Genomic DNA, 23,114 nt, shown 5'->3' with positions numbered 1-23,114 from the left:
GTATAACAATGCAAATAAGCCAACCCCCTTGTTCGACGCGACGAAGGGCGCAATGCTTGATCATCTTCTTAGCCCGAGAAACACGATGAGATACCTGATGTGTGCCCTGCTCGTGGCAGCCGCAGGGCCTGCCTGCGCGCAAGCGCCCAGTCTGTTGGCCAACTGCACGCGCAGCGCCAACCTGCTGGCGTGCGTAGACCCGTTGGGAAACGCCTATAGCGTGGCGACCGTGGGCAGCACCACGTATTTGCGCGGCTTTGAAGTGATCGGTAAACGCTACTGGGCGCAGACCAACAGCCGCTATGGGCAGCTGACGTTCTTTACCGGGTTGGCATCCGATGGCGAGGCGTGGGTCGGTTACACGCGGCGTGTGGGCTGGACCACCCTCAACCGCTTTTCCAGCTCAGGTGGTGCCAGTGCCAAGTTCACTTGCAGCCGAATGACCGGCTGTTAGGCCTGGGCTTTCTTCTGCTCCTGCACCCAGGCCATGTAGCTATTCATCGGTGGGTTCTTCTGGAAGTAATTTTTCAAACCGTCGAAAAGTCCATTCGCCACCGCTTGCTGGTGGCGCGCGGTGACCAGTCGCTGGGCATCCCGCGCATTGGAGATAAACCCGGTTTCCACCAGGATCGAAGGTACGTCCGGTGACTTGAGTACCGCAAACCCTGCTTGTTCCACACGCTTCTGATGCAGGCTGGTGATGCTTTGCAGGCTGCCCAATACCGAGCTGCCCAATTGCAGGCTGGAGGCGATGGTAGCGTTCATCGACATGTCCAGGATCACCCCGGCCAGCATTGGGTCCTTGTCCTTCAGATTGAGCAAGGTGGTGGCGCCCAGCAGGTCGGCGCCGTTTTCGCGCTGGGCCATGAAACGCGCCGTGGCAGAAGTGGCGCCGCCTTCAGACAGCGCATACACCGAAGCGCCCGATGCGCTAAGCCGTGGGGCAGCGTCGGCATGCACCGAGATAAATATATCGGCCTTGTGCTGGCGGGCGATGTCCACGCGTTTGCGCAGCGGCACAAAGAAGTCGTCGTTGCGTACCAGTTTGACGGCAAAGCCCTTTTCACGCTTCAAACGTTTAGCCAGCAATTGGGCGATCGACAACACCACATCCTTTTCGCGCTGGCCCTTGGAGCCGACAGCACCCGGGTCTTTACCGCCATGCCCAGGGTCGACCACCACGATGATGTCGCGTTTGGAATGCCCCTTGCCCACCGGCGTCACTATTGGCGGCGGTTCAGCAGCGATTTGACGGGGGGCGCGAGTGGCGTTGGTCAGGTCCAGCACCAGGCGATGGCCTTGGCCATCCTGAGGCGGCAGCAAGAAACTGTTGAGCTGCATCGGCGCGGCCAGGTCCAACACGATGCGCGTGTCGCTCTTACCAAAATGCCCGGAGCGGATCGACGTGATCCCACTGTTCTTCAATACCAGTTGGGAGAAGTCACCGCTCAGGCCCGCACCGCTTAAGTCGATGATCAAGCGGTCCGGAGCCGTCAGGGAAAAGGTCTTGTATTGCACCGGGCCGCTAAGGTCGAACACCAGGCGCAGCTTGTCGTCCGAGCGCCACAGGCGTGCGTTTCGAATCTGCGTGGCATAGGCCCCCAAAGGCAAGGTGAACAAGGGGCTGACCAGCAGCAGGTTGAGGAGCTGACGTCTGTGCATGACATATACCGCAGATAAAGGAGCGTCCCTGCTCGACATGACTGAACAAAGGCTGGAGTAGAAATTTCATCGTAGCGACTATTGTTATACTATAACATGACGAATTATTTCCAACGATGGACCTGCTTATGAATGCGCTGACTCTGCCGGATATCGCCGCGCAGGCTTCACGCCAAGCCTTGCCACTCGACTGGGTGGGCATGTGCGGCATCGCCCTGCCTATTTTGATTGACGGTCAGCGCCTGACCGCCACTGCCGATGCCGGCGTCAGCCTGGACGACGGCACGGCCCGTGGCATTCATATGTCACGCCTTTACCTGGCCCTGGAAATGCTCGATCAGCAGCCGCTCACATCTGCACTTCTGCGTAATGTACTGCTTCGATTTCTCGCCAGTCATGAAGGTTTATCTAATAACGCCTACCTGCGTATCCACACCGATCTGCTGCTTAAACGCCCGGCGCTGGTCAGCCCCCTGGCGGGCTGGAAAAGTTACCCGGTGAGCATCGAAGCACGCTTGGAAAACCAGATGTTCCACGTGGAACTAAAAATTGACGTTACTTATTCCTCAACCTGCCCATGTTCTGCCGCCCTCGCCAGGCAGTTGATTCAGCAGCAATTTCTGGAGGATTTCGCCAATTCACCGTTGCAGCACGAAGACGTGTTTGCCTGGCTCGGCAGCGCCAATGGGATTGTCGCCACGCCTCATAGCCAGCGCAGCAGCGCGCAGTTACACGTTCACCTACAAGGTAATGAGCTGGCGATAGTCGACTTGATCAACAGTGCCGAAACCGCCCTCGGCACCGCTGTGCAAACCGCAGTGAAACGTGCGGACGAACAAGCCTTCGCCCTGGCTAACGGGCAGAACCTGATGTTTTGCGAAGATGCCGCTCGCCGCCTGAACCTCGCCTTGAAACGCTCGGATGCGGTCAAAGCCTTCCACCTCAAAGTAATCCACGCCGAAAGCCTGCACGCGCATGATGCCGTGGCTGAAAGCCGCTGGACGAGAGACCTGGCATGATCACTTGTAACGCTCTGCGCTGGGGCGCTCCCGGTCAACCACTGACGCCGGCACTGGATTTGACGCTGGAAAAAGGCAGCCTCACCGGCATCATAGGCGCCAACGGCACGGGCAAAAGCAGTTTGCTCAAGGTCATTGCCGGCCTGCAAAAGCCATTGTCGGGAAAGGTCAGCATGGATGTTCCACGCCGTGGTGGCCTGTCGTTCCTGCCCCAGCAACAACATTTGGATCGCCAGTTCCCCATCAGCCTGCAAGAATTGGTCGCCGCCGGTTTTTGGGGCACCCGCCACACCAGCGAGGAACGCAGCCAACGCCTGCAAGCGGTATTGAACGACTGGTGCCTCAGTGGCCTGGAACATCGGCCGTTGATGGCGCTGTCCGGAGGTGAACTGCAACGTGCCCTGCTCGCCCGCATGAGCCTGGCCGATGCGCCGATCCTGTTGCTTGACGAACCCCACGCCGCCCTCGACGAGGACGGCCAGGCCCTGTGCTGGCAACATATCCACGCCTGGCATAGTGAGGGCCGCACGCTGGTCGTTGTCTGTCATGACCTGGCATCTGTGCGCTATCACACCCAGCAGGTGGTGCAGATCAAGAACACCGGCTGCGTCTTCGGCCCCAGCAAAGCGCTGATCCGCCCACAACCACAGATGCAGGTGGCCTGATGCACCTTAGCGCCCACCTGTGGTTGCCGTTCCATGACTTCGTGTTTATGCGCCGTGCACTTATCGGCGGGTTGGTGCTCGCCTGCAGCACCGCGCCGCTGGGGGTGTTTCTGATCCTGCGGCGCATGAGCCTGATCGGTGACGCGGTGGCCCACGGCATCTTGCCCGGCGCCGCCCTGGGCTTCTGGTTCGCAGGCCTGAGCCTGCCCGCGCTGACCATTGGCGGCCTCGGCGCCGGCCTGAGCATGGCCGGCCTGGCCGCGTGGATCACCCGACGCACCGGCCTGCGCGAAGACGCCAGCCTCGCCGCCATCTATCCCATTTCCCTCGCTGCCGGCGTACTGATCCTGGGCCTTGCCGGCAAACGCCTGGACCTGCTGCACCTGCTGTTCGGTTCAGCCCTGGCGGTGGATCAAACCACCCTCACCGGCATGCTCTGGGTCTCAGGTTTCAGTCTGATCGCCATGGCGCTGATCTACAAGCCGCTGCTGCTCGACACCCTTGATCCGCTGTTCCTGCAGACCGTCAGCTGCCTCGGCCCACTGGCCCATGGCGTGTTCCTGACCCTGGTGGTGCTGAACCTGGTGATCGGTTTCCAGGCCATCGGCGCCTTGATGGTGGTGGGCTTGATGATGCTGCCCGCCATCGCTTCACGCTTCTGGAGCCGACGCCTGCCGGTATTGATTGCGGTATCGGCAGTGCTGGGATGCCTGTCGGTATGGCTGGGGTTGTTGCTGTCGTTCTACTACTCACTGCCCAGCGGCCCGGCCATTGTGCTGGTGGCGGGCGCCGGGTATCTGCTGTCCGTGGTGTTCGGTCCGGTGCACGGCTTGTTGCGCCGCCCGCCTTTGCTTTCATCCCAATGAGGTGTTTCCCGATGCGCGCCCTACTCGTGCTGTTCAGTCTGCTACTGCCATTTTCGATGGCCCACGCCGCGGACAAACTCCAGGTGGTCACCAGCTTCAGTATTCTCGATGACATCACCCACCAGATCGGAGGCGATCATATCCAGATCAGCAACATGGTCGGCCCGGACGCTGACGCCCATACCTATGAACCCACCCCTGATGATGCCAAGGCTTTGCTCAAGGCCAAGGTCATCATCAAGAACGGTCTTGGTTTCGAGCCGTGGCTGGATCGCCTGGTCACCAGTACCGAAACCAAGGCCACGGTGGTCACGGCCAGCAAAGGCGTGATTTCCCACACCATGGAAGAAGATGGTGAAACCATTCCCGACCCGCACGCCTGGCACAACCTGGCCAACGCCGAAATCTATGTGAGCAACATCACCAAGGCGCTGGTGGCCGCCGACCCGGCCAACACCGACACCTACCTGCGTAATAGCCAGGCCTACCTGAAACAAATCCACCGTCTGCTGGCCGATGCCAAGGCCAAGTTCGGCGCGCTGCCGCCGGGCAACCGTCGCATCGTCACCTCCCATGACGCTTTCGGTTATCTGGGGCAGGCCTATGGTATTGAGTTCCTCGCGCCCCAAGGCTTATCCACCGAGCGTGACCCCTCGGCCGCCGAAGTCGCAGCACTGATCACCCAAATCCGCAAGGACAAAGTCAAAGCCGTGTTCATGGAAAACATCAAGGATGCGCGCCTGCTCAAGCAGATCGCTGATGAAAGCGGCGCACAGATCGGCGGCACGCTGTACTCCGACGCCCTTGCCGCAGAAGGCCCGGCCAGCACCTTTACCGGGCTGTTCGAATACAACCTCAATACCCTCTGCGCAGCCTTGAGCAAGCCATGATCCGCAAGAACCCTTCCGGCGACCTGCCGGTGATTGCTGAATCGGCCTACGTCGACAAAACCGCGATCATTTGCGGCAAAGTCATCATCGGCGAGAACGTGTTCGTCGGCCCCTATGCCGTGATCCGTGCAGACGAAGTCGACGCCAGCGGCGCCATGGACCCGATTACCATCGGCGCCAACTCCAACATCCAGGACGGCGTGGTCATCCATTCCAAGTCTGGCGCGGCGGTGACCATCGGCGAGTTCACCTCGATCGCCCACCGCTCCATCGTCCACGGCCCCTGCGCGGTCGGTGACCGCGTGTTTATCGGTTTCAACAGCGTGCTGTTCAACTGCGCCGTGGGCGATGGCTGCGTGGTGCGCCACAACTCAGTGGTCGACGGCCGCGACCTGCCCGCCGCCTTCTACGTGCCCTCCACCACCCGCATCGGGCCCAGCACCGACTTGTCGCAATTCCCGCCGGTGAGTGTCAGTGCCTCGGAGTTTTCCGAAGACGTGGCGCGCACCAACGTGGACCTCGTGCGCGGTTACAAAGCCTTGCAAAACGAGTTCTGAGCCACACGCGCTGGTTTCCGGGCACCTGGCCTGTCACAACGGCCAGGGACGTCCCTGCATGTTCTGCGTTAAGCGCGTGGCTTGACTGTTCCGCAATCGTTGCCCAGCCATTGGGCGTGGCTGTCCAGGCTGCCCTTCTGCTGGATGCCGGTGGCATTGAACGTACCGTTGACGGTGGTGGTGAATTCTTTCTGGCTCTGGAACGTCGCTACGCCTGTGCCTTGGGCTTTCGGGCAGCTGAAACGGAATTTCCACTGGTTGCCGCTCTTGTCGGTCACTTCCTGTTTGCAACCCGATTGAGGGTCGGTCAACGGGATGGAGTCGGACGCAACCTGGGCTGGGGTCAGGCACACCTGCACGCCCTTACCGGCCATGTTGATGCCTTGCTTTTCGAGCATGGCGCGCTGTTCAGGGGTCATCTGTTGCTTGAGCTGACCGAGGATCAGCGACAGATCCGGCAGGTCCTGGTTATCGACCTTCATATTGCTGGTGGTCAATTCCCACAAGCCCGGCGCCAACATCTGCGCCTGCGCCGCCACCGGCAGCGACAACCCAACAACCATGGCCAAACCTAGCAGACGAGCATTCATCGGGTAACTCCTGGGTAATTGTCGGCGTTAGACGCCGCAAAGCGGCCAGTGTTGCACGGCAAATAAAATAGCGACATTCGCCGTCGTTCATGGTCTGTTACGCACTGGACTGCCTGGAGTTACGTCGTTCATGGATTTCTTTGGCCCGCACCTGCTCGCCTACTTCATTGCCACGCTGCACGTTCTCGGGAGCCTCGCCGCAATTCACGCGGTACTGACTGTCCGCACCGCTCAAGGCTCGATCGCCTGGGCCTTGTCGCTGATGTTCATGCCTTACCTGACGCTGATCCCCTACCTGATTTTCGGCCGCAGCACCTTCGACGCGTACATCCAGGCCCGTCGCCAGGCCAACCAGGAAATGCACACGGCGATCACCGAACTGAACTGGCGCCCATGGGTAGAGGAAGCCCTAGCGGCACGCAACTCCAGCGCCTATGCCTCCCTGCGCGCCATGCCCAAGCTGGGGCGCATGCCGTGCCTGGCCAATAACGAAGTGCGCTTGCTGATCAATGGTGATGCCACGTTCGGCGCGATCTTCGAGGCCATTGGCAACGCCAAGACCGCCGTGCTGTTCCAATTCTTCATCATTCATGATGATGAACTGGGCCGCCAGTTACAGGCCCTGCTGAAGAAAAAAGCCGCCCAAGGCGTGGCGATCTACGTGCTGTACGACCGCATCGGCAGCCATGCACTGCCTCATCGCTACGTGCAGTCTCTGCGCGACGCCGGGGTGCAGGTCAAAGCGTTCGCCACCCGCAGCGGCTGGCTCAATCGTTTCCAGGTCAACTTCCGTAACCACCGTAAGATCGTGGTGGTGGACGGTCTTACGGGGTTTGTCGGCGGGCATAACGTCGGCGATGAATACCTGGGCAAAAAACCACCGTTGGCGCCATGGCGCGACACCCATGTGCAAGTCACCGGCCCGGTGGTGGCGTGCCTGCAGGAATCGTTTGCCGAGGACTGGTTCTGGGCTGCACGGGAACTGCCGCCACTGATACTGCCGGACGCTTATCCTGAAGACGGCGTGCTTTGCCAACTGCTCGCCAGTGGCCCGGCCGATCCCTATGAAACCTGCTCGCTGTTTTTCGTCGAGGCCATCCACGCGGCGACCGAACGGGTCTGGATCACCAGCCCCTACTTCGTTCCCGACGAAGCCGTGTTTGCAGCCCTGCGCCTGGCAGTGCTGCGTGGGGTGGACGTGCGCCTGCTGCTGCCATCGCGGCCCGACCACCGCATCGTATATGCCGCCTCGAGCCTTTACGCCATCGAAGCGGTGCGCGCAGGCGTGCGGGTCTTCCGCTACACGCCAGGGTTTCTGCATCAGAAGGTGGTGTTGGTGGACAGGGAAATCAGCGCTATTGGCAGCGCAAATATGGACAACCGTTCATTCCGGCTGAATTTCGAAGTGATGTTGCTGACGGTGGACGAAGCCTTCGCCAGCCAGGTTGAACACATGCTGCTGGACGATTTCGCCCTGTCCCATGAGGTCAGCCAGGAGGAAAGCCGTGAGACTCGCCGCCTGCAACAATTGGGGATGCGGGTGGCACGCTTGATCTCACCGATCCTGTAACAGACAAAATAGGGAAAAGTGGGAGGGGGCAAGCCCCTCCCACATTTGGATCTCCAGTATTCTGGAAAGCGGCTTAGCGATAGAGATCTTCCCGCGTCCAGGGCAGTTCATGGCTGCCATCGGCGTGAGGTTTCACCGCCAGGATCTGATGCAGGTTGATCCAACCCCGGGCAAACGCATAGGCGCAACCGGCCAGGTACAGGCGCCAGATGCGCAGTGCCTGCTCCGGTACCATCTTCGCCGCCGCTTCCAGGTTGTCTTCCAGGCGCTCGCTCCAATGGTCCAAAGTGCGTGCATAGTGCAAACGCAAACTTTCGACATCGACCACTTCCAGCCCGACTTCACTGATCTCAGCGGTCATCATCGCCAGGTGCGGCAGCTCCCCATTGGGGAACACGTAGCGTTCGATAAAGTCCCCGGCACCACGGCCTACTGGGCGGCCATCAGTGTGCTTGGCGGTAATGCCATGGTTCATCACCAGGCCACCTTCGCGTACGGCGCCAAACAGGGTTTGGCAATACTGCGCCAGGTTGGCGTGGCCGACGTGTTCGAACATGCCCACGCTCACCACTTTGTCGAAACGACCGTCCTGGGGCAGGTCGCGGTAATCAAGGAGTTGCAGGTCGACCTGATCTTCCAGTCCTTCGGCTTTCACGCGCTCCTTGGCCAGCGCCAGTTGCTCCTTGCTCAGGGTGATGCCAAACACCTTGACCCCGAATTCCCGCGCCGCAAACCGCGCAAGTCCGCCCCAACCACAACCCACATCGAGCAGATACTCACCCGGTTGCAGCCGCAATTTGCGGCACAGGTGGCGGAATTTGTCTTGCTGGGCCTGGTCGATTGATTCGCTGCCGGTTTCGAAATAACCGCAGGAATACGCCATGTCCTGATCCAGCCAGAGCTGGTAGAACTCGTTGGACAAGTCGTAGTGATAGGAAATGGCTGCCGCGTCGGTGGCCTTGTCATGGATCGAGCGCACCGGCCGGCTGCCTTCGTCGTCATCGACCAAGGCGTGACTCAATTCATCACAGACCCGGATTACTTCGGAGATGGAGCCTTCCAGCTCCAGTTTGCCTTCGACGAAAGCTTCGCCCAGAGCGTCGAGCGTTGGATGGCTAAGCTTGGACACGACCGTGGGATCCTTGACCACGATGGTCACACTGGGCTCGGGGCCCAAGTTGAATTCATGGCCGTCCCAGAGTCGAAGACGCAGCGGTAGCTGAAGATTCTGTAAGGCCGGTGGAAGTTGCGCGAGCATGAGTAGTCCCCCCTTGTTTCAGACGTCTGCAGTGAGGGTAGACCATCCCAAACAAAGTAGGAAGCTATCGATCGATAGCACCTTTCTATGGCACTCGTCGCTCGAGCAAACCGTCCTGGATCCACTGTTTCAGCCATGTGACCGCTTGCAGTGGTGCGCCCTCTTCATAAGTGACTGCCAACTGGGCACACAGTTCTGAAAAACTCCAACCGGCGGTCACCATCCCCGCCAGAGCAAAGGCTTCTCCGGGCTCCAGGCTGCGGTAGTGGCACACATTCTCATGGCGCCACACCAGGCAGAGTTGCGCCAGATTCAGAGCTTGGCTGCCGGGGAAATCCGATTCATCCTTGCTGGCCCGCCAGATCGCCACCGTATTGAAACGGCAAAGCAACTGCTGCACTGAAGGCGCGAGGATGACCTGCAACGTCGGCCAGTCTTCCGGCGCCAGTTGCGCCATGTCATTCAGGGTCAGCGGCGCACCCTGGGGCGCATCAAACGCCAGGGTGAACGCCCACTCCAAGCGCGCCATTTCAGCCAGCGGCGCACTTTGTTCTGCGACCAGGTACTCAAGGATAAACACTGCAAAGCGCTCACCCAGCCAGCGCAGGCTGTAGTGGGCCGAGGGATATCGACGGATATAGGCTTGGGTCAGCAAGGCAAACTCATCATCTCCCAGCCAATACCAAATGGCGCCGAAGTCATGGCGCAGCACTTCCTGCAATCGCGACAGGTAGGCGTTGTGATAAATGGCCAGCCCCGTGTCTACGTCCAGCGTCGGCCCACCCAGCAAGGTGGCGGCAAAGCTACTATTGGCGACGGACGTTTCGGATAACAGATGCTGCTCAAAAGCCAATTGCCAGTCGATCAGGCGCATAGCGATCTCCGGGCCAAGGCGCTGGCACCCAGTTCACGGGCCTTGCTCAATTCGGTGAGTAACTCTTCGAACGGCGGGAAATGGTCATCGCGCTCCAAGAGTGTCGACACCGGACCAAAATGCTCCAGGGTCTGCTGATACAGCGCCCATACCGGGTCGCACACCGGATGGTCATGGGTGTCGACCACGTAGTGGCCGTAGTCCATATGCCCCGCCAGGTGCAGTTGGCGGATGCTCTCGGGCGGCAGGTTGCGAATAAACGTCCAGGCATCGAACCCATGGTTACGCGAGCTGACGTAGACGTTATTGACGTCCAACAACAACTGGCAACCGCTCAGGTGGGCCAGGGCGTTGAGGAATTCCCACTCGGTAAAGTCATCGGCCTTGGAGCGCACATAGCTGGAGACGTTTTCCAGTACCAGCGGGCGCTGCAACACATCCTGCACCTGACGCACACGCCCGGCCACCTGGTAGAGGCTTTCTTCGGTGTAGGGCAGAGGCAGCAGGTCATGCAACTGGTGCGCGTTGCCGCGGCTCCAGCACAGGTGATCGGAAATCCACGCCGGCTGGATGCGCTCGGCGAGCTGTTTGATTTGCTCCAGGTATTCGGTATCGAGGGCATGGGGCCCGCCGATGGACAAGGACACCCCGTGCATCACCAAGGGATAGCGCTCGGCTATGGCATCCAGGTAGTACAAGGCTTTGCCGCCCGGCACCAGATAATTCTCGGAAATCACTTCGAACCAATCCACCGCAGGAGATTGCGCCAGGATCTGCTCATAGTATTCGTTGCGTAAACCCAGGCCATAACCCAGGGAGGGGAAGGAACTGCTCATCATGAACTCCCGCAAAAGTGTCCGCAGCGGTGGAGCGGGACCGCTACGGTTGCACTCGGTTGTCGCTTACTCGCCGACTTTGCCGCCAGCCTCGTCGCAAGCAGCCTTGGTCATAGCCTTGAAGCCGTGGCCTTTGCAGACAGCCTGGCCTTTGCAAGCGTTTTCGGCGGTCTTGCAATCGTTCATGCCTTTGCAGGAGGTGACGCCGTAGCAATGAACCGAAGCGTCGGCAGCCTGTACCTGGGTGGCGACACCGGCAAACATGGAAGCGGCAGCGATTGCCAGGGCTGCACCGGAAACGGCTTGTTTGATGTTCATTGTGTAGTCCTCATAAATCGGTAGTGGAGTCGGTCTGAACGGATTGCTCAGTCTCGACACACCACTAGAGTGAGGCCCCCCAACGGCGTTACAGCCGTATGCAAATATTTCTGAAATTACTCATCGAGCTTCAACAGCGGCTCCTGGAAGCGCAATAAACGCCCGGCGTTACCCAGTACCAGCAAGGTACTGAGATTATGCAGCACCGCCGCAATCATGGCGCCCGCCGCACCCAGCCAGCCAAAGGCAGCGAACACTACGATGGCCAGGGTCCAGCCCAAGCCGATGATCACGTTCACCTGCAACGTCTGCCGGCACTGGCGACTCAAGCGCACACAGGTGCCCAGGCGGCGCAAGTCGCTGCCGATCAACACCACGTCCGCCGACGCCAGGGCGATGTCGGCGCCGCCCGCACCCATCGCCACACCGACCACACCGGCCTTGAGCGCCAGGGAGTCGTTGATGCCATCGCCCACCACCATCGGCCGGAAGCCGCTGCTGATTTCTCCCAGCACGCGGTTGAGCTTGTCTTCCGGCAGGGCCTGGGCTTCAACATCACTGATGCCCACATCCAGCGCCAGGCTATCGGCCACGCTTTGGCGGTCACCGGTCAGCAGCAGTTGGCGGCCCAGGCCCAAGTCGCGCAGTTCTTGCAGGGCCTGGCGCGCTTCCGGCTTGACGCTGTCGGCCAGCAGCAACCAGGCCAGGAACTCGCCGTTCAACGCCAGCCCGGCGATCGGGCCGTCATGGGTGGGAACGCCGGTAGTGACGATGCCCAACTGTTCGAACAATTCCGGGCGCCCGAGCGCCGCTTCGCCCTGCTCGGTCTGTGCCATTACGCCCAAGCCTTGGCGCTCGCGAATGTCGGTGAGTGCCAGCATTTGTTCCTGGGTCGCCAACCCCGCTAACGCTCGGCTGACCGGGTGACTGCTCGCAGAACCGAGGCTGGCCGCCAGGTTCAGCAACGCCTGGCGATCCGGCGCGGTGGTGTCGATAGACTGCAGGCGCAAAGTGCCGAAGGTCAGGGTGCCGGTCTTGTCGACCACCAGCGACGTCAGGTCGGCCAGCTCTTCAAGGAACGCCGAGCTACGAATCAGAATCCCGTGGCGCGCCGCCACGGCGATCCCGGCAATCGCGGTGGCCGGCGCCGACAATACCAACGCGCACGGGCACGCTGCCACCAACACGGCAAGCATGGCCTGGGCGTCATTGGTGACAAACCAGGTCACCGCCGCCAGCAACAGCACCAGCACCATATAGCTGCCGGCATAACGCTCCAGCAGCCGGGTGATCGGCGGCTTGGAACGCTCGGCGTTCTGCATCAGTGCGATGACTTTGCCCAGGGTCGACTCATTGCCGGTGCGCGTCACTTCAAGGCGTAACAAACCATCGAGGTTGATCGCGCCTCCAAACACCTGCACGCCGACGTTGGCTTCCAATGGCACCGACTCGCCGGTAATCGGCGCCGTATCCAGGCTCGCCTGGCCGGACAGCACTACACCATCGGCCGGCACGCGGTCACCGGCGCGCACTTCGACGATATCGCCGGTATTCAGGGTGCCGTTATCCACTTCGGTAATGGTGCCGTCCGCCTGCACCAGGCGGGCGTGGCTGCGGGTGAGTTTGCCCAAGGCATGGATCGCTTCCTGGGAGCCGATCACACTGCGCTCTTCCAGCACATGCCCGAAGATCATGATGATCGGCAACAGCGCTGCGGTGAGCAGATCGCCGGTAGCCCAGGCGCCGAGCATGGCCAGGGCAATCAATTGGTCGGTAATGCCGTGCAGGCTCGGGAAGCGCAGGCTGTACCAGGCCGAACGCATCACCGGTACCGCCACCAACAGCGAGGCCACGCCCAGCAGCAACTGGCTCACGCCGTTCTGGTCCGGCGCCAGCCAGCGCCAAACCAGGCCCAGTACCAGCAGCCCCAAGGCGAGCATGGCCAGGGTCAATTGCCGGGCAGCGCTACGCTGCTCGGCGGAAGTCAGCATGGGTGCGCTCATTGTTCGGCTCCCTGGATGATCAAGCGGGAGTCGTCTTTGGGGTCGACGGTGGTGACGGAGCCGGCCTGACCGAGAATCTTCGGCATGCGCTCGCGGTACAGGCGCAACAGCAGGCCTGGGTCTTTTACCTGGGCCAGGCTGGCGACAGTAGCCGTTTGCGCCTGGGCATTGGCCAAGCGTTCGCTGGCCTGGGCGTGGGCGACTTGCACCTGGCGGTCAGCTTCCTGATTAGCGCTCTGGGTGAGTTTTTCCGCTTCGGTGCGCGCATTGGCCACGGCTTTATCGGCTTGCTGGCTGGCGGTCAGTACCGCATTGAAAGCATTCACCGCCGGGCCCGGCAGGCTCGATTGCACATCGACGCGGGTGACTTCGACGCCCAGGCCCAAACCGCTGGCGGTCAACTGCGCCAGGCGTTTGTTAATGCCCTGCACCAGATCGCCGCGCAGCCGCTCGCGGCGTTCGGCGGCGCCATTGTCGCTGCCGATCAGTTCCGGGCGGGCTACCAGGATGGTGTCCAGATCCCGCGCCGCGGTGAGGGCCACAGCGCTGCGGGTCACCAGCCGATCCAGGGCAGGCAACACGTGCTCGCCTTGCAATACGAAAGCGTAGGGCTCGGTCACCTTATAGAAAACCCGCACGTCCAACTGCACTACCCCGGCATCGCCAGTCAGCAGATAACCGGAGCCAGCCAAGGCATCGCTCAACGGCGTAGCGAAACTGGCCACGCGATCAGCCTGCAGCGCCGCGTCGGAACGTAGCAGGTTTTCTACCCGGCGCTCGATCACCCGGTCCGCCGCCGGCAGCAACACCACCTGCTCAAAGGGTTGCGGCCAAGCCAGCAACAGACCGGCGTTCTGAATGCGATCAAGGGCGCCAAAGTGCAAGACCACGGCACGGTTCTGCGGGTCGATCTGACGCACATTGGAAAAGGCCCAGGCCAACGCCGCCAACACGGTGACCGCGTACAGCGCCAGGAAAGTCAGGCGCCCGGCCTGGATCCATGGGCTGTCCGGGCTGTCACGCTCGCTCATGGCTGGATGTCCTTCGGCCCGTCCACCAGGGCGCGAAACGGCGCAGCGTCGGTACGCAGGATGATCTTGGTGCCCGGGGTAACCACAGTACCCAAGGTGTCCAGCGAGCGCAGCAGGTTGTACAGCTGCGGATTACCGGCGTAGGCGCGGCCATAAATCTGCGCGGCTTCGACCCGCGATTGCGCTTCGATATCGGCGGCCTTCACCGTGGCATCGGCCTGCACGATGCGCGCATCACGCTCGGCGGCGGAGCGGATTTGCGCCGCCTCGCGCTTGCCCACGGCAGTGCGTTCAGTGGCGATGGTTTCCCGCTCGGCGCGCATGCGGTCGACCGTGGCGGTGAGGGTCACCGATGGCAACGTCAGGCGCTCGATGCCGACTTGGGCCACACGCACGCCATAAGTGGTGAGCAATTGTTGATCAATCTGCTGGCGCAACTGCGCTTCGAAATCAGCAATGCGCACTTGGCTGGCATCGGTATTGATCAGGCTGGACAAGTCAAAGCTGGCCGCGGTGGTCTCCAGCGCCGAACCGACGAAGGTGCGGATCTGCCGTGCCGCTTCATCCGGCTGGTTCTGCACCGCGCGCATAAAGCGCTGCACATTGTCGGCATCGCCCTGTACCTGCCACGCCACATAGGCCTGCACGATAATCCGCAGGCCATCGCGGGTGCCCACATCCTGCAAGCCGCTGGACGTGGTGCGCAGGCGCAGGTCCACCGGGATCGCCGCTTCGAACGGTGCCGGCCAGCGCCAGCCCAGGCCCGGTTCCAACAGCACTCGTGCGGGGTTGCCGAAGCGGGTAATCACCGTGGCCTCGCCGGAGCGCACCTGCACCAGGCTCGCCGCTGCCGCGGCAAACAGTACCAGCAACACCGCCCAGGCCATGCGGCGCCAAGGAAAAGGCCCGCTCGCCTGCTCATCGCCGTGATGATGATGGTGGTGGCCGTGATGATGGTGATGACCGTGATCGTGAGAATGAGCGCTCAACAGACAGACTCCTTATTGAACGGCTTTGCGCGGCACCGACGGATCGGCGGGCAAAGTAAAAGAACGCAGATCGATCGTCGGCGCGCTGCCGGCGCCCAAACGATGATCCAGAATAAGCAGCTTGGCGTGGGCCAGGCCCTGGCTCAGTTGCCCCAGGTACTGTTCCAGCACAAAAGCCTGGCCGGCAGCGGCATAGGCTTTTTGTTCGGCAGCAAAGCGCAGGTTCGCCGCTTGCGCGCCGGCATTCACTTCACGGGCGCTGGCCTGGGCTTGATCCCGGGCTGTGCTGGCTTGCAACAGCGCCTGGTTGGTCTGCTCGCTGGCTGCACCGCGTTCCCGGGCGATCAGGGCCTGGACGCCGATCTGCGCGGCTTGCACACCGTGGTAAGCGTTGGCGGCACCGGCCGGCGGGTGGATCGCCTCCACCACCGTAGCGAGGATTTCCACACCGCTGTCGAGTGTTTGCAGGTCGGCTTGCACGCCGCGACCAATTTCGTCGGCGAGGCTGGTGCGTTGTTCACCGAGCAATTCGTCAAGGGTGCGCGAGGCGAAGTCATGCACCAGGATGCGGCTGGCGGTGCTGCGGATCAGGGTCGGGATATCAGCGCTGTTATAGGTGGCGGCGAGCGCGGCCTGGTCGGTAAGGCCGATACGGTAGACTAAACGCACGTCCATATTGACGATCTGGAAGCCCTGCTTATCGCCGCTGCTGCTGGCAATGACCTGGGATTTGTCGTTCACATGGCTGGCGTCCCACAGGCGGTTGGCGATCAATGGCGCCGGGCCTTCGGCAGCGGCCAACTCTGGTGTGGCGGCTTCGCTGACGTTGGTCGCCAGCTCGTGCACCACGCCGTTTTCGACGTTCAGCACACGGCCCAACGGCCACGGCAAACCCGCATGCAAGCCGGGGCCGAACACTTCGACCGGTTTGCCAAAGCGCTCATAAATCCCACGCCCTTGCAGGGGCACCTCATGCACGCCGGTCAGCGCCCAGCCGACCGCCAGCACCGCCAGCAGCACCGGCAAAAACGCCCGGCGCATGTAGGTAAAGGCCCAGATCTGGCGCAGATCGATACCGAAACGGTTGTGCAGCTCATGTTGCAACGCCAGCAAGGGTTGTGGCGGCCAACGCAGCAGGCCGGCGATAAAACTCTGCGCCATCAAGCGCGGTTCGAGACGCGGCTGGCGTGGGCTGAACAGCGACAGTACGCCTCTGAGCAAGAACTCCAACGCCACCAGCGTCGGCAACAGGCCGACAAGTGTCGCCAGACGCAGTGGCCAAACCGACTCGGCATTGGCAAACAGCAGGCAGATTGCACTGACCAGCAGGCAGATAATCGCCACCCGGCTCAACTGCGCCAGCTGTGAAGCTTCCGGCCATTGGGCGGCGGTTTCCTGGGCGAGGCGACGTTCAAACACCAGCAGACCGAACGCCAGCGCCAACGCCAGCGCCGCGCCGATGCTTGCCGATTGACCGACGGCCGCCGCGGGCAAGGCCAGGTTCCAGAACTGGGTAACACTGACCAACGCCAGCAGGGCCCAGCCACCCAACCACAATACCGGCGCGCCGACCTGGGCCAGCAGACCATTGCCGAAACGGTTGATCAGGCCCTTGTGCCAAGTGGTGGGCTCGCTGGGTTCTTCGTTCAGTTCGGTGCTTGGCGCCTCCAGCGCCTGGGCGCGCCAATCGGCCACCCACCAGGCCGACTGTAACCCGGCTACCAGCACCAACAGGGCCGAAGCGCAGTTGATCAACACCACCGGCCAGATCGACAGTGGCGCAAACAACGCCACGAACAACGCCAGTACCCAAGCACTGATGGCCAGGGCCGTCAGGCTGATGCCGGCCTGGCGCAGTCGGCGGGCATGGAACAACCCCTGCTGAAAACGTGCAAGGCCCTCAACCGAGGCGCCGTCAGCTTCTAGATCCACTTGCATCCACTCAACGCCCGCTTGTACATAATTCGTTACGATATAACACGAAGCGTGAAATTTTTGTTCGCTTTTGAACCCAGCCTGGATCCCCTGTGGGAGGGGGCTTGCTCCCGATGGCATTGGGTCAGTAAGTAGATGGGTTGGCTGATGCACCGCTATCGGGAGCAAGCCCCCTCCCACATTTGTCTCACGGTGTTCTCTGGATTGTGACTAACCCCCTATAAACACGAGCTATCACTAGTGTCGGCGGCAATAAGTCGGCACACTCCTGAACAGTTTTTCGCGGGCCCACGGACAAGGAAGCGCCACCCCCCATGATTTCCATCTACCAACTCAAACCGCGGTTCCAGAACCTGCTGCGCCCCCTCGTGCAGCGTCTCTACGACAACGGCACCACCGCCAACCAGATCACCGTTCTGGCCGGGGTGATTTCTCTGCTGGTCGGCGCCTTGATTGCCGGCTTTGCCCAGCACCTCTGGCTGTTTGCGCTGATCCCGCTGTGGATGATTGTGCGCATGGCGCTCAACGCCATCGACGGCATGCTCGCCCGGGAGTTCGGCCAGCAGTCACGCCTAGGCGCCTACCTCAATGAACTGTGCGACGTGATTGCCGACAGCGCGTTGATCCTGCCCTTTGCCTTGATCCCCGGCGTGAGCCTGGCGCCGGTACTGCTGGTGACGCTGCTGGCGGTATTCAGCGAGTACGCCGGAGTGCTGGGGCCGATGGTGGGTGCATCGCGCCGCTATGACGGGCCGATGGGCAAGAGTGATCGCGCCTTCGTACTCGGTGTGCTGGCCACCGGTGTGGCGTTGGGCTGGCTCGGCGCGGGCTGGGTCGAGGCGGTGATGTGGCTGGTGGCTGCCCTGCTCGCCTACACCTTGGTCAACCGGGTACGTCAGGGCCTCAAAGAACAACAACACACTCCCCCTTCTGCATAAGGATTTTGCGATGCGCGAACAGCAACAGCACACCTGCAGCACCCATGATGGCGTCGAGCTTTTCTATCGGCACTGGCCGGCGACCGCCACCGCGGGGCCGCGCAAGGCAATCCTGTTGTTCCATCGCGGCCATGAACACTCCGGGCGTATTGCCCACCTGGTAGATGAATTGGGCTTGCCGGAGTTTGATTTTTTCGCCTGGGACGCCCGCGGCCACGGCCAGTCGCCCGGCGAGCGCGGTGACAGCCCCAGCTTTGCCACCAGTGCCCGTGATGCGCAGACCTTCTGTGACCACATCGGCGCCACGTATGGCATCGAAGAGGAAAACCTCGCCGTGATCGCCCAAAGCGTCGGCGCGGTGATAGCGGCCACCTGGGTCCACGACTATGCGCCGAAAATCCGCGCCCTGGTGCTCGCCTCGCCGGCCTTCAAGGTCAAGCTGTACGTGCCCTTCGCCCGCCCAGGCCTGGCCTTGATGCGCAGGTTCCGGGGCAACTTTTTCGTCAACAGCTACGTCAAGGCCAAGTTCCTCAGCCATGACCCGGAGCGCGTAGCGTCCTACGACAGCGATCCGTTGATCACCAAGGCTATCTCGGTGAATGTGCTATTGGGCCTCTACGAAGCAGCGGATAGGGTTGTAGCCGATGCCCAGGCGATCCAGGTGCCAACCCAGCTGCTGATCTCCGGCTCCGATTTTGTGGTGCACCGTAAACCCCAGCAGCAATTTTTCGACCGGCTTGGCAGCCTGAAAAAAGAGCTGCATATCCTCCCCGGTTTTTTCCACGACACCCTCGGCGAACGTGACCGTGCCGTGGCCGTGAACAGCGCCAAGCGCTTTATCCTGCAGAACTTCGCTCTCCCGCTGGATCGCGCCTGTCTGCTGGACGCCGACAAACTTGGCGCCACCTGCGCCGAATCCGAATCCCTTGCCGCACCGTTGCCACGCAATTCCCTGCGCGACCTGTACTGGCGCATGACCCGCGCCAGCATGGGCCTGGGCAAGAATCTGTCGGACGGAGTAAAGCTGGGCTTTGACACCGGTTTCGACTCCGGCAGCACCCTGGACTACGTGTACCGCAACAAACCCACCGGCAAGGGCGGCCTGGGGCGGATGATCGACACCAACTACCTCAATTCCATCGGCTGGCGCGGTATTCGTCAGCGCAAGCTGAACGTCGAAGAGCTGCTGCGCCTGGCGATGGCCAAGCTGCGTGAGGATGATCGCCAAGTACGTATTGTCGATATTGCCGCCGGCCACGGCCGTTACATTCTGGAGGCTTTGCAGGGCGTGTCGCCGTTGCCGGAATCGATCCTGCTGCGCGACTACAGCGACATCAACGTGCGCGACGGTGGCGCACTGATCCTCGAGAAGGGCTTGGGGGACATCGCCCGGTTCGTCAAAGCCGATGCGTTCGACCGCGCCGACCTGGCCGCCCTGGAACCCAAGCCGACCTTGGCCGTGGTGTCGGGCCTGTATGAATTGTTCGCCGATAACGCCATGGTCGGCGGCTCACTGGCAGGCTTGGCCGAAGCCGTGGAACCGGGCGGTTATCTGGTGTACACCGGCCAGCCATGGCACCCGCAACTTGAGCTGATTGCCCGTGCACTTACCAGCCACCGCCAGGGCCAGGCCTGGGTGATGCGTCGGCGCAGCCAGGCGGAAATGGACCAGCTGGTCGAGGCCGCGGGTTTTCGCAAGATCACCCAGCGCGTGGATGACTGGGGCATTTTTACGGTGTCCCTGGCACAGAAGATCTAAACATGCGTGAACCCGGTTTATTGAAACCAGCGGTCCTCTGGCTGCTGCTGTTGGCGCCACTGTTTTTCAGCACCTATGGCTTTGCCAACTGGGTCACCAGCCAGCGCAGCGACGTCGGCACGCTGGTGTTTGGCTGGGAAACCCATATGCCGTTCTGGGCCTGGACTATCGTGCCCTATTGGTCCATCGACCTGCTCTACGGCTTCTCACTGCTGTTGCCCAATACCCGTCATGAGCTGAAACAACATGCGCTGCGCCTGCTGAGCGCGCAGGTCATAGCCGTCGGTTGCTTCCTGATCTGGCCGCTGCGCTTCACGTTCGAACGGCCGGAACTGGACGGCGTGTTCGGCTGGCTGTTCGCGGTGCTGGCCGGTTTTGACAAGCCCTTCAACCAGGCGCCGTCCCTGCATATCGCGCTGCTGGTGATCCTGTGGGTCATGTATCAGCGGCACACCCAGGGGGTATGGCGCTGGCTGGTACACGGCTGGTTCGCGTTGATCGGCATTTCGGTGCTGACCACTTATCAACATCACTTTATCGACTTACCCACAGGCGCCCTCGCAGGATGGTTGTGCGTATGGCTATGGCCAGTAGAACACCCAAGCCCCTTGTTGAATGCGCGACTGACGCGCAATCCCCAACGCTGGCGACTGGGAGTGCGCTATGGGCTAGGCGCATTGATATTGGCGGTGCTTGCCTTCGGCCTCGGCGGCGGCTGGCTGTGGCTGCTGTGGCCGGCGGTTTCCCTGGTGTTGATCAAGGCCAACTACTTCGTGCTAGGCGCGTCAGGCTTTCAAAAACGCGAAGATGGCCGTCTTACTCCCGCCGCGCGCTGGCTATATGCACCCTATCTAGCTGGCGCGTGGATCAATTCACGCCTGTGGACACGCAAACATCCACAGCCCGATGTGATTGTGGATAACGTCTGGCTCGGACGTATCCCCACATCGCGCCAGCAGGGTTCATTCAAGGCCATTGTCGATCTGTGCGCCGAACTGCCGATTAATCCACAGGGCCGTGCTTATGCCTGCGTGCCCGTGCTTGACCTGATCGCACCAACACCCGACGAATGCCTGAAAGCTGCGCACGCTATCGAGCAACTACGCCAGCAAGGCCCTTTGCTGGTGTGCTGCGCCCTTGGTTATTCTCGCAGCGCCACGGCCGTCGCCGCCTGGCTGTTGAACACGCGGCGCGCCGCCACGGTTGATCAAGCACTGACTATCATTCGTACAGCACGGGCCAATGTGGTCCTACACCCCGCACACCGTGAAGCTTTGGAGGGTTTGCCCCATGCCGGCTGATATGGAACTCCAAGTGGTCGCCAGCTTACTGCGCCGTGGCCGTTCGCTGGATCAGTTATCCACAGGCCTGACGCTGCTCGGCGTACTGTTCGGCCTTGCCCAGCTATTGTTGGCGAGTATCTCGACGATCTGCCTGCTGCTCGCCCTGTGGATGATCGTACTGGGCCTGCTGCAAAAATACTGGGCATTGCGCGTGGCCTTCGACGCCGACCTGTTCGCCCTGCTGGCCCGCGACACCACACGCACACCGGATCTCGACCAGGCCCTGCAAACCCTTGGCCTGCAATCGCCCAAACGCGCCGACCGGCCCTGGACCGAACGCCGTCGTGGCGCGCTCAAACTGTTGCGCAAACAAGCCTGGTTGCTGGGCGCACAAGCGCTGCTGACCCTGGGCGTCATCCTCGCCAGCCCTTGGCTGCCTTTCGCCGGATAAGGAATCCCCATGTTCGAACCCGTGGTCGCCACGCTGATTACCTCCATGGCCCGCACCGTCACCGGCGCTCGCAGCCTGTGGCTGGGGTGCGCGCCAGTGCCGGTGCAGCGCATCTATTTCGCCAACCACAGCAGCCACGGCGACTTCGTGCTGGTATGGGCGTCGCTGCCGCAGAACCTGCGCAAGTTCACGCGCCCGGTGGCCGGCAGTGACTACTGGAACAAGAGCGCCTTGCGCCGCTACATCATCAACCGGGTGTTCAACGGTGTGCTGATCGACCGCGAGCGCAAAGAGCCAGTGGATAACCCACTGATGCCCATGCTCGCGGCCCTGGAAAGCGGCGATTCGTTGATCATCTTTCCAGAAGGCACGCGCAATCTGGAGGATGGCTTGCTGCCGTTCAAAAGCGGCTTGTACCACTTGGCAAAGAGTTACCCACAGGCCGAATTGGTCCCTGTGTGGATAGCCAACTTGAACCGGGTCATGCCCAAGGGTCGCGTATTGCCATTGCCGTTGTTATGCACCACCAGCTTCGGTGCCCCCCTGCAACTGGAAGAAGGCGAAGACAAAGCCGCCTTCCTTGCCCGCAGCCGCGACGCCCTGCTCGCCCTTGCCCCGGAGCATTCCTGAGATGGATAGCCAAACCCTGATGTTATTCGGCGGCATCGGCGCGATCCTGGTCATCGCCTCGTTGATTGGCCTGATCCTCAAACTGCGCACCCGTGGAAGCCCCAATGCGGTGATCGACAACCTCAACGCCCGCATCAACGCCTGGTGGGTGATGGTGGTGGTGATCGGCATCGCCTTCTGGCTCGGCACCGGCGCGGTGATCCTGTTGTTCTATGCCGTGTCGTTCTACGCCCTGCGAGAATTCCTCACCCTCACCCCAACCCGCCGCAGCGACTACCCGGCCCTGGTGGCCGCGTTCTACCTCGCCCTGCCGCTGCAATATGTGCTGATCTACGCCGACTGGTATGGGCTGTTCTCGATCTTCATCCCGGTGTACGTGTTCCTGCTGCTGCCGATCCTCGCCTCCCTGGGCGGCGACAGCACACACTTCCTGGAACGCGCCTCGAAGGTGCAATGGGGGCTGATGATCGCGGTGTTCTGCGTGTCCTTCGTCCCCGCCCTGCTGACGCTGGACATTCCTGGCTACGAAGGCCGCAACCTGTTGCTGATCGCCTACCTGGTGATCGTGGTGCAACTGTCAGACGTATTGCAGTACGTATGCGGCAAGCTGTTCGGCAAACACAAGATCGCGCCCAACCTGTCACCGTCGAAAACCGTGGAAGGTTTTGTCGGCGGGATACTGTTGTCGTCACTGATCGGTGCAGCGCTGTGGTGGACCACGCCGTTCAACCCTTGGCAGTCGTTCCTGATCGCGCTGCTGATCAACTTGCTGGGCTTTGCCGGCGGGATTGTGATGTCGGCGATCAAGCGTGACCGCGGCGTGAAGGATTGGGGGCATATGATCGAAGGGCACGGCGGGATGCTGGATCGGCTCGATTCGGTGTGCTTTGCGGCGCCGATATTCTTTCACCTCGTACGCTACTGGTGGACCTGAGCCACCCCTTTCTCAAACCCAATGCCCCATGTAGGAGCGAGCTTGAACTGGTCAAG

The 23,114-nt window shown here is 61.5% G+C and carries 23 protein-coding genes; 13 read left to right on the top strand and 10 right to left on the bottom strand.

The window, feature by feature from the left end; translation table 11 throughout:
• The first annotated feature begins 85 nt into the window (after window positions 1–85).
• Window positions 86–454, top strand: a complete 369-nt coding sequence (locus KVH01_RS05300) for a glutamine synthetase (RefSeq protein ID WP_217880693.1) — start codon at window positions 86–88, stop codon at window positions 452–454.
• Here KVH01_RS05300 and KVH01_RS05295 read toward each other — a convergent pair.
• Entirely contained in the window at window positions 451–1,662 is a 1,212-nt protein-coding gene (locus tag KVH01_RS05295) for an N-acetylmuramoyl-L-alanine amidase (RefSeq protein WP_217880692.1), read from the bottom strand. The two genes, KVH01_RS05300 and KVH01_RS05295, sit on opposite strands and share 4 nt — an antisense overlap.
• A 128-nt stretch (window positions 1,663–1,790) precedes the next feature.
• On the opposite strand from KVH01_RS05295, the gene folE2 reads away from it, so the two are divergent.
• The 5 genes from folE2 to KVH01_RS05270 are packed head-to-tail and all read left to right on the top strand — an operon-like array spanning window position 1,791 to window position 5,659.
• Window positions 1,791–2,681: a GTP cyclohydrolase FolE2 gene (gene folE2 / locus KVH01_RS05290; protein ID WP_217880691.1), complete on the top strand. Its 891-nt coding sequence runs from the start codon at window positions 1,791–1,793 to the stop codon at window positions 2,679–2,681.
• Window positions 2,678–3,346: a metal ABC transporter ATP-binding protein gene (locus KVH01_RS05285; protein WP_217880690.1), complete on the top strand. Its 669-nt coding sequence runs from the start codon at window positions 2,678–2,680 to the stop codon at window positions 3,344–3,346. Before folE2 ends, KVH01_RS05285 begins: the two co-directional genes overlap by 4 nt.
• Window positions 3,346–4,212 carry a metal ABC transporter permease gene (locus KVH01_RS05280; protein ID WP_217880689.1) on the top strand — a complete coding sequence of 289 codons (867 nt, stop codon included), beginning with the start codon at window positions 3,346–3,348 and terminating at the stop codon, window positions 4,210–4,212. Before KVH01_RS05285 ends, KVH01_RS05280 begins: the two co-directional genes overlap by 1 nt.
• An 11-nt stretch (window positions 4,213–4,223) precedes the next feature.
• Window positions 4,224–5,102, top strand: a complete 879-nt coding sequence (locus KVH01_RS05275; protein ID WP_217880688.1) for a metal ABC transporter substrate-binding protein — start codon at window positions 4,224–4,226, stop codon at window positions 5,100–5,102.
• Complete coding sequence (locus KVH01_RS05270) at window positions 5,099–5,659, top strand: gamma carbonic anhydrase family protein (protein WP_217880687.1); 561 nt, start codon at window positions 5,099–5,101, stop codon at window positions 5,657–5,659. Before KVH01_RS05275 ends, KVH01_RS05270 begins: the two co-directional genes overlap by 4 nt.
• Before the next feature lie 68 nt (window positions 5,660–5,727).
• On the opposite strand, the gene KVH01_RS05265 is transcribed toward KVH01_RS05270, so the two are convergent.
• Complete coding sequence (locus KVH01_RS05265) at window positions 5,728–6,249, bottom strand: DUF3617 domain-containing protein (protein WP_034116524.1); 522 nt, start codon at window positions 6,247–6,249, stop codon at window positions 5,728–5,730.
• 130 nt (window positions 6,250–6,379) lie between these two features.
• Here KVH01_RS05265 and cls point away from each other — a divergent pair, with 130 nt between their 5' ends.
• On the top strand, window positions 6,380–7,819 hold the full coding sequence (gene cls, locus KVH01_RS05260; protein ID WP_217880686.1) for a cardiolipin synthase: 1,440 nt from the start codon (window positions 6,380–6,382) through the stop codon (window positions 7,817–7,819).
• A gap of 73 nt (window positions 7,820–7,892) precedes the next feature.
• Here the strand turns inward: cls and cfaB are convergent, their stop codons facing one another.
• The 8 genes from cfaB to hflK (KVH01_RS05220) all read right to left on the bottom strand — a co-directional run bounded on the left by cfaB (window position 7,893) and on the right by hflK (KVH01_RS05220) (window position 17,066).
• Window positions 7,893–9,077 carry a C17 cyclopropane fatty acid synthase CfaB gene (gene cfaB / locus KVH01_RS05255; RefSeq protein ID WP_217880685.1) on the bottom strand — a complete coding sequence of 395 codons (1,185 nt, stop codon included), beginning with the start codon at window positions 9,075–9,077 and terminating at the stop codon, window positions 7,893–7,895.
• An 85-nt stretch (window positions 9,078–9,162) separates the two neighbouring features.
• Window positions 9,163–9,951: an HvfC/BufC N-terminal domain-containing protein gene (locus tag KVH01_RS05250; protein ID WP_217880684.1), complete on the bottom strand. Its 789-nt coding sequence runs from the start codon at window positions 9,949–9,951 to the stop codon at window positions 9,163–9,165.
• Window positions 9,942–10,787 (bottom strand): MNIO family bufferin maturase, encoded by an 846-nt coding sequence (gene bufB, locus KVH01_RS05245; protein WP_217880683.1) that lies wholly within the window; start codon window positions 10,785–10,787, stop codon window positions 9,942–9,944. Before bufB ends, KVH01_RS05250 begins: the two co-directional genes overlap by 10 nt.
• A 66-nt stretch (window positions 10,788–10,853) precedes the next feature.
• The gene (gene bufA2, locus KVH01_RS05240; RefSeq protein ID WP_124402396.1) at window positions 10,854–11,105 is read right to left on the bottom strand and encodes a BufA2 family periplasmic bufferin-type metallophore; all 252 of its coding nucleotides are present in this window, start codon (window positions 11,103–11,105) and stop codon (window positions 10,854–10,856) included.
• Between the two features lie 116 nt (window positions 11,106–11,221).
• Entirely contained in the window at window positions 11,222–13,108 is a 1,887-nt protein-coding gene (locus KVH01_RS05235; protein WP_217880682.1) for a cation-translocating P-type ATPase, read from the bottom strand.
• Window positions 13,105–14,139: a protease modulator HflK gene (gene hflK, locus KVH01_RS05230; RefSeq protein WP_217880681.1), complete on the bottom strand. Its 1,035-nt coding sequence runs from the start codon at window positions 14,137–14,139 to the stop codon at window positions 13,105–13,107. The genes KVH01_RS05235 and hflK (KVH01_RS05230) overlap by 4 nt, the downstream gene beginning before the upstream one ends.
• On the bottom strand, window positions 14,136–15,131 hold the full coding sequence (gene hflC / locus KVH01_RS05225) for a protease modulator HflC (protein WP_164486431.1): 996 nt from the start codon (window positions 15,129–15,131) through the stop codon (window positions 14,136–14,138). Before hflC ends, hflK (KVH01_RS05230) begins: the two co-directional genes overlap by 4 nt.
• Before the next feature lie 9 nt (window positions 15,132–15,140).
• On the bottom strand, window positions 15,141–17,066 hold the full coding sequence (gene hflK, locus KVH01_RS05220) for a protease modulator HflK (protein ID WP_217880680.1): 1,926 nt from the start codon (window positions 17,064–17,066) through the stop codon (window positions 15,141–15,143).
• A 311-nt stretch (window positions 17,067–17,377) separates the two neighbouring features.
• Between hflK (KVH01_RS05220) and KVH01_RS05215 the strand changes: the two genes are divergently transcribed.
• From KVH01_RS05215 to KVH01_RS05190, 6 genes are read left to right on the top strand one after another with little or no spacing between them, the layout of a single operon-like run.
• Window positions 17,378–18,001 carry a CDP-alcohol phosphatidyltransferase family protein gene (locus KVH01_RS05215; protein ID WP_124413343.1) on the top strand — a complete coding sequence of 208 codons (624 nt, stop codon included), beginning with the start codon at window positions 17,378–17,380 and terminating at the stop codon, window positions 17,999–18,001.
• 10 nt (window positions 18,002–18,011) lie between these two features.
• Entirely contained in the window at window positions 18,012–19,760 is a 1,749-nt protein-coding gene (locus KVH01_RS05210) for a bifunctional alpha/beta hydrolase/class I SAM-dependent methyltransferase (protein WP_217880679.1), read from the top strand.
• Window positions 19,761–19,762: 2 nt separating this feature from the next.
• Window positions 19,763–21,061 carry a phosphatase PAP2/dual specificity phosphatase family protein gene (locus KVH01_RS05205; protein WP_217880678.1) on the top strand — a complete coding sequence of 433 codons (1,299 nt, stop codon included), beginning with the start codon at window positions 19,763–19,765 and terminating at the stop codon, window positions 21,059–21,061.
• On the top strand, window positions 21,051–21,494 hold the full coding sequence (locus KVH01_RS05200) for a hypothetical protein (RefSeq protein ID WP_217880677.1): 444 nt from the start codon (window positions 21,051–21,053) through the stop codon (window positions 21,492–21,494). Before KVH01_RS05205 ends, KVH01_RS05200 begins: the two co-directional genes overlap by 11 nt.
• A gap of 9 nt (window positions 21,495–21,503) precedes the next feature.
• The gene (locus KVH01_RS05195) at window positions 21,504–22,124 is read left to right on the top strand and encodes a lysophospholipid acyltransferase family protein (RefSeq protein ID WP_217880676.1); all 621 of its coding nucleotides are present in this window, start codon (window positions 21,504–21,506) and stop codon (window positions 22,122–22,124) included.
• 1 nt (window position 22,125) lies between these two features.
• Window positions 22,126–23,058, top strand: a complete 933-nt coding sequence (locus KVH01_RS05190) for a phosphatidate cytidylyltransferase (protein WP_043048213.1) — start codon at window positions 22,126–22,128, stop codon at window positions 23,056–23,058.
• Window positions 23,059–23,114: the final 56 nt, after the last annotated feature.

The sequence above is a fragment of the Pseudomonas khavaziana genome (assembly GCF_019145205.1).
Lineage (GTDB): Bacteria > Pseudomonadota > Gammaproteobacteria > Pseudomonadales > Pseudomonadaceae > Aquipseudomonas > Aquipseudomonas khavaziana.
The sequence above is the reverse complement of the archived record's forward strand: the minus strand, read 5'-3'. Positions and strand labels throughout refer to the sequence as shown.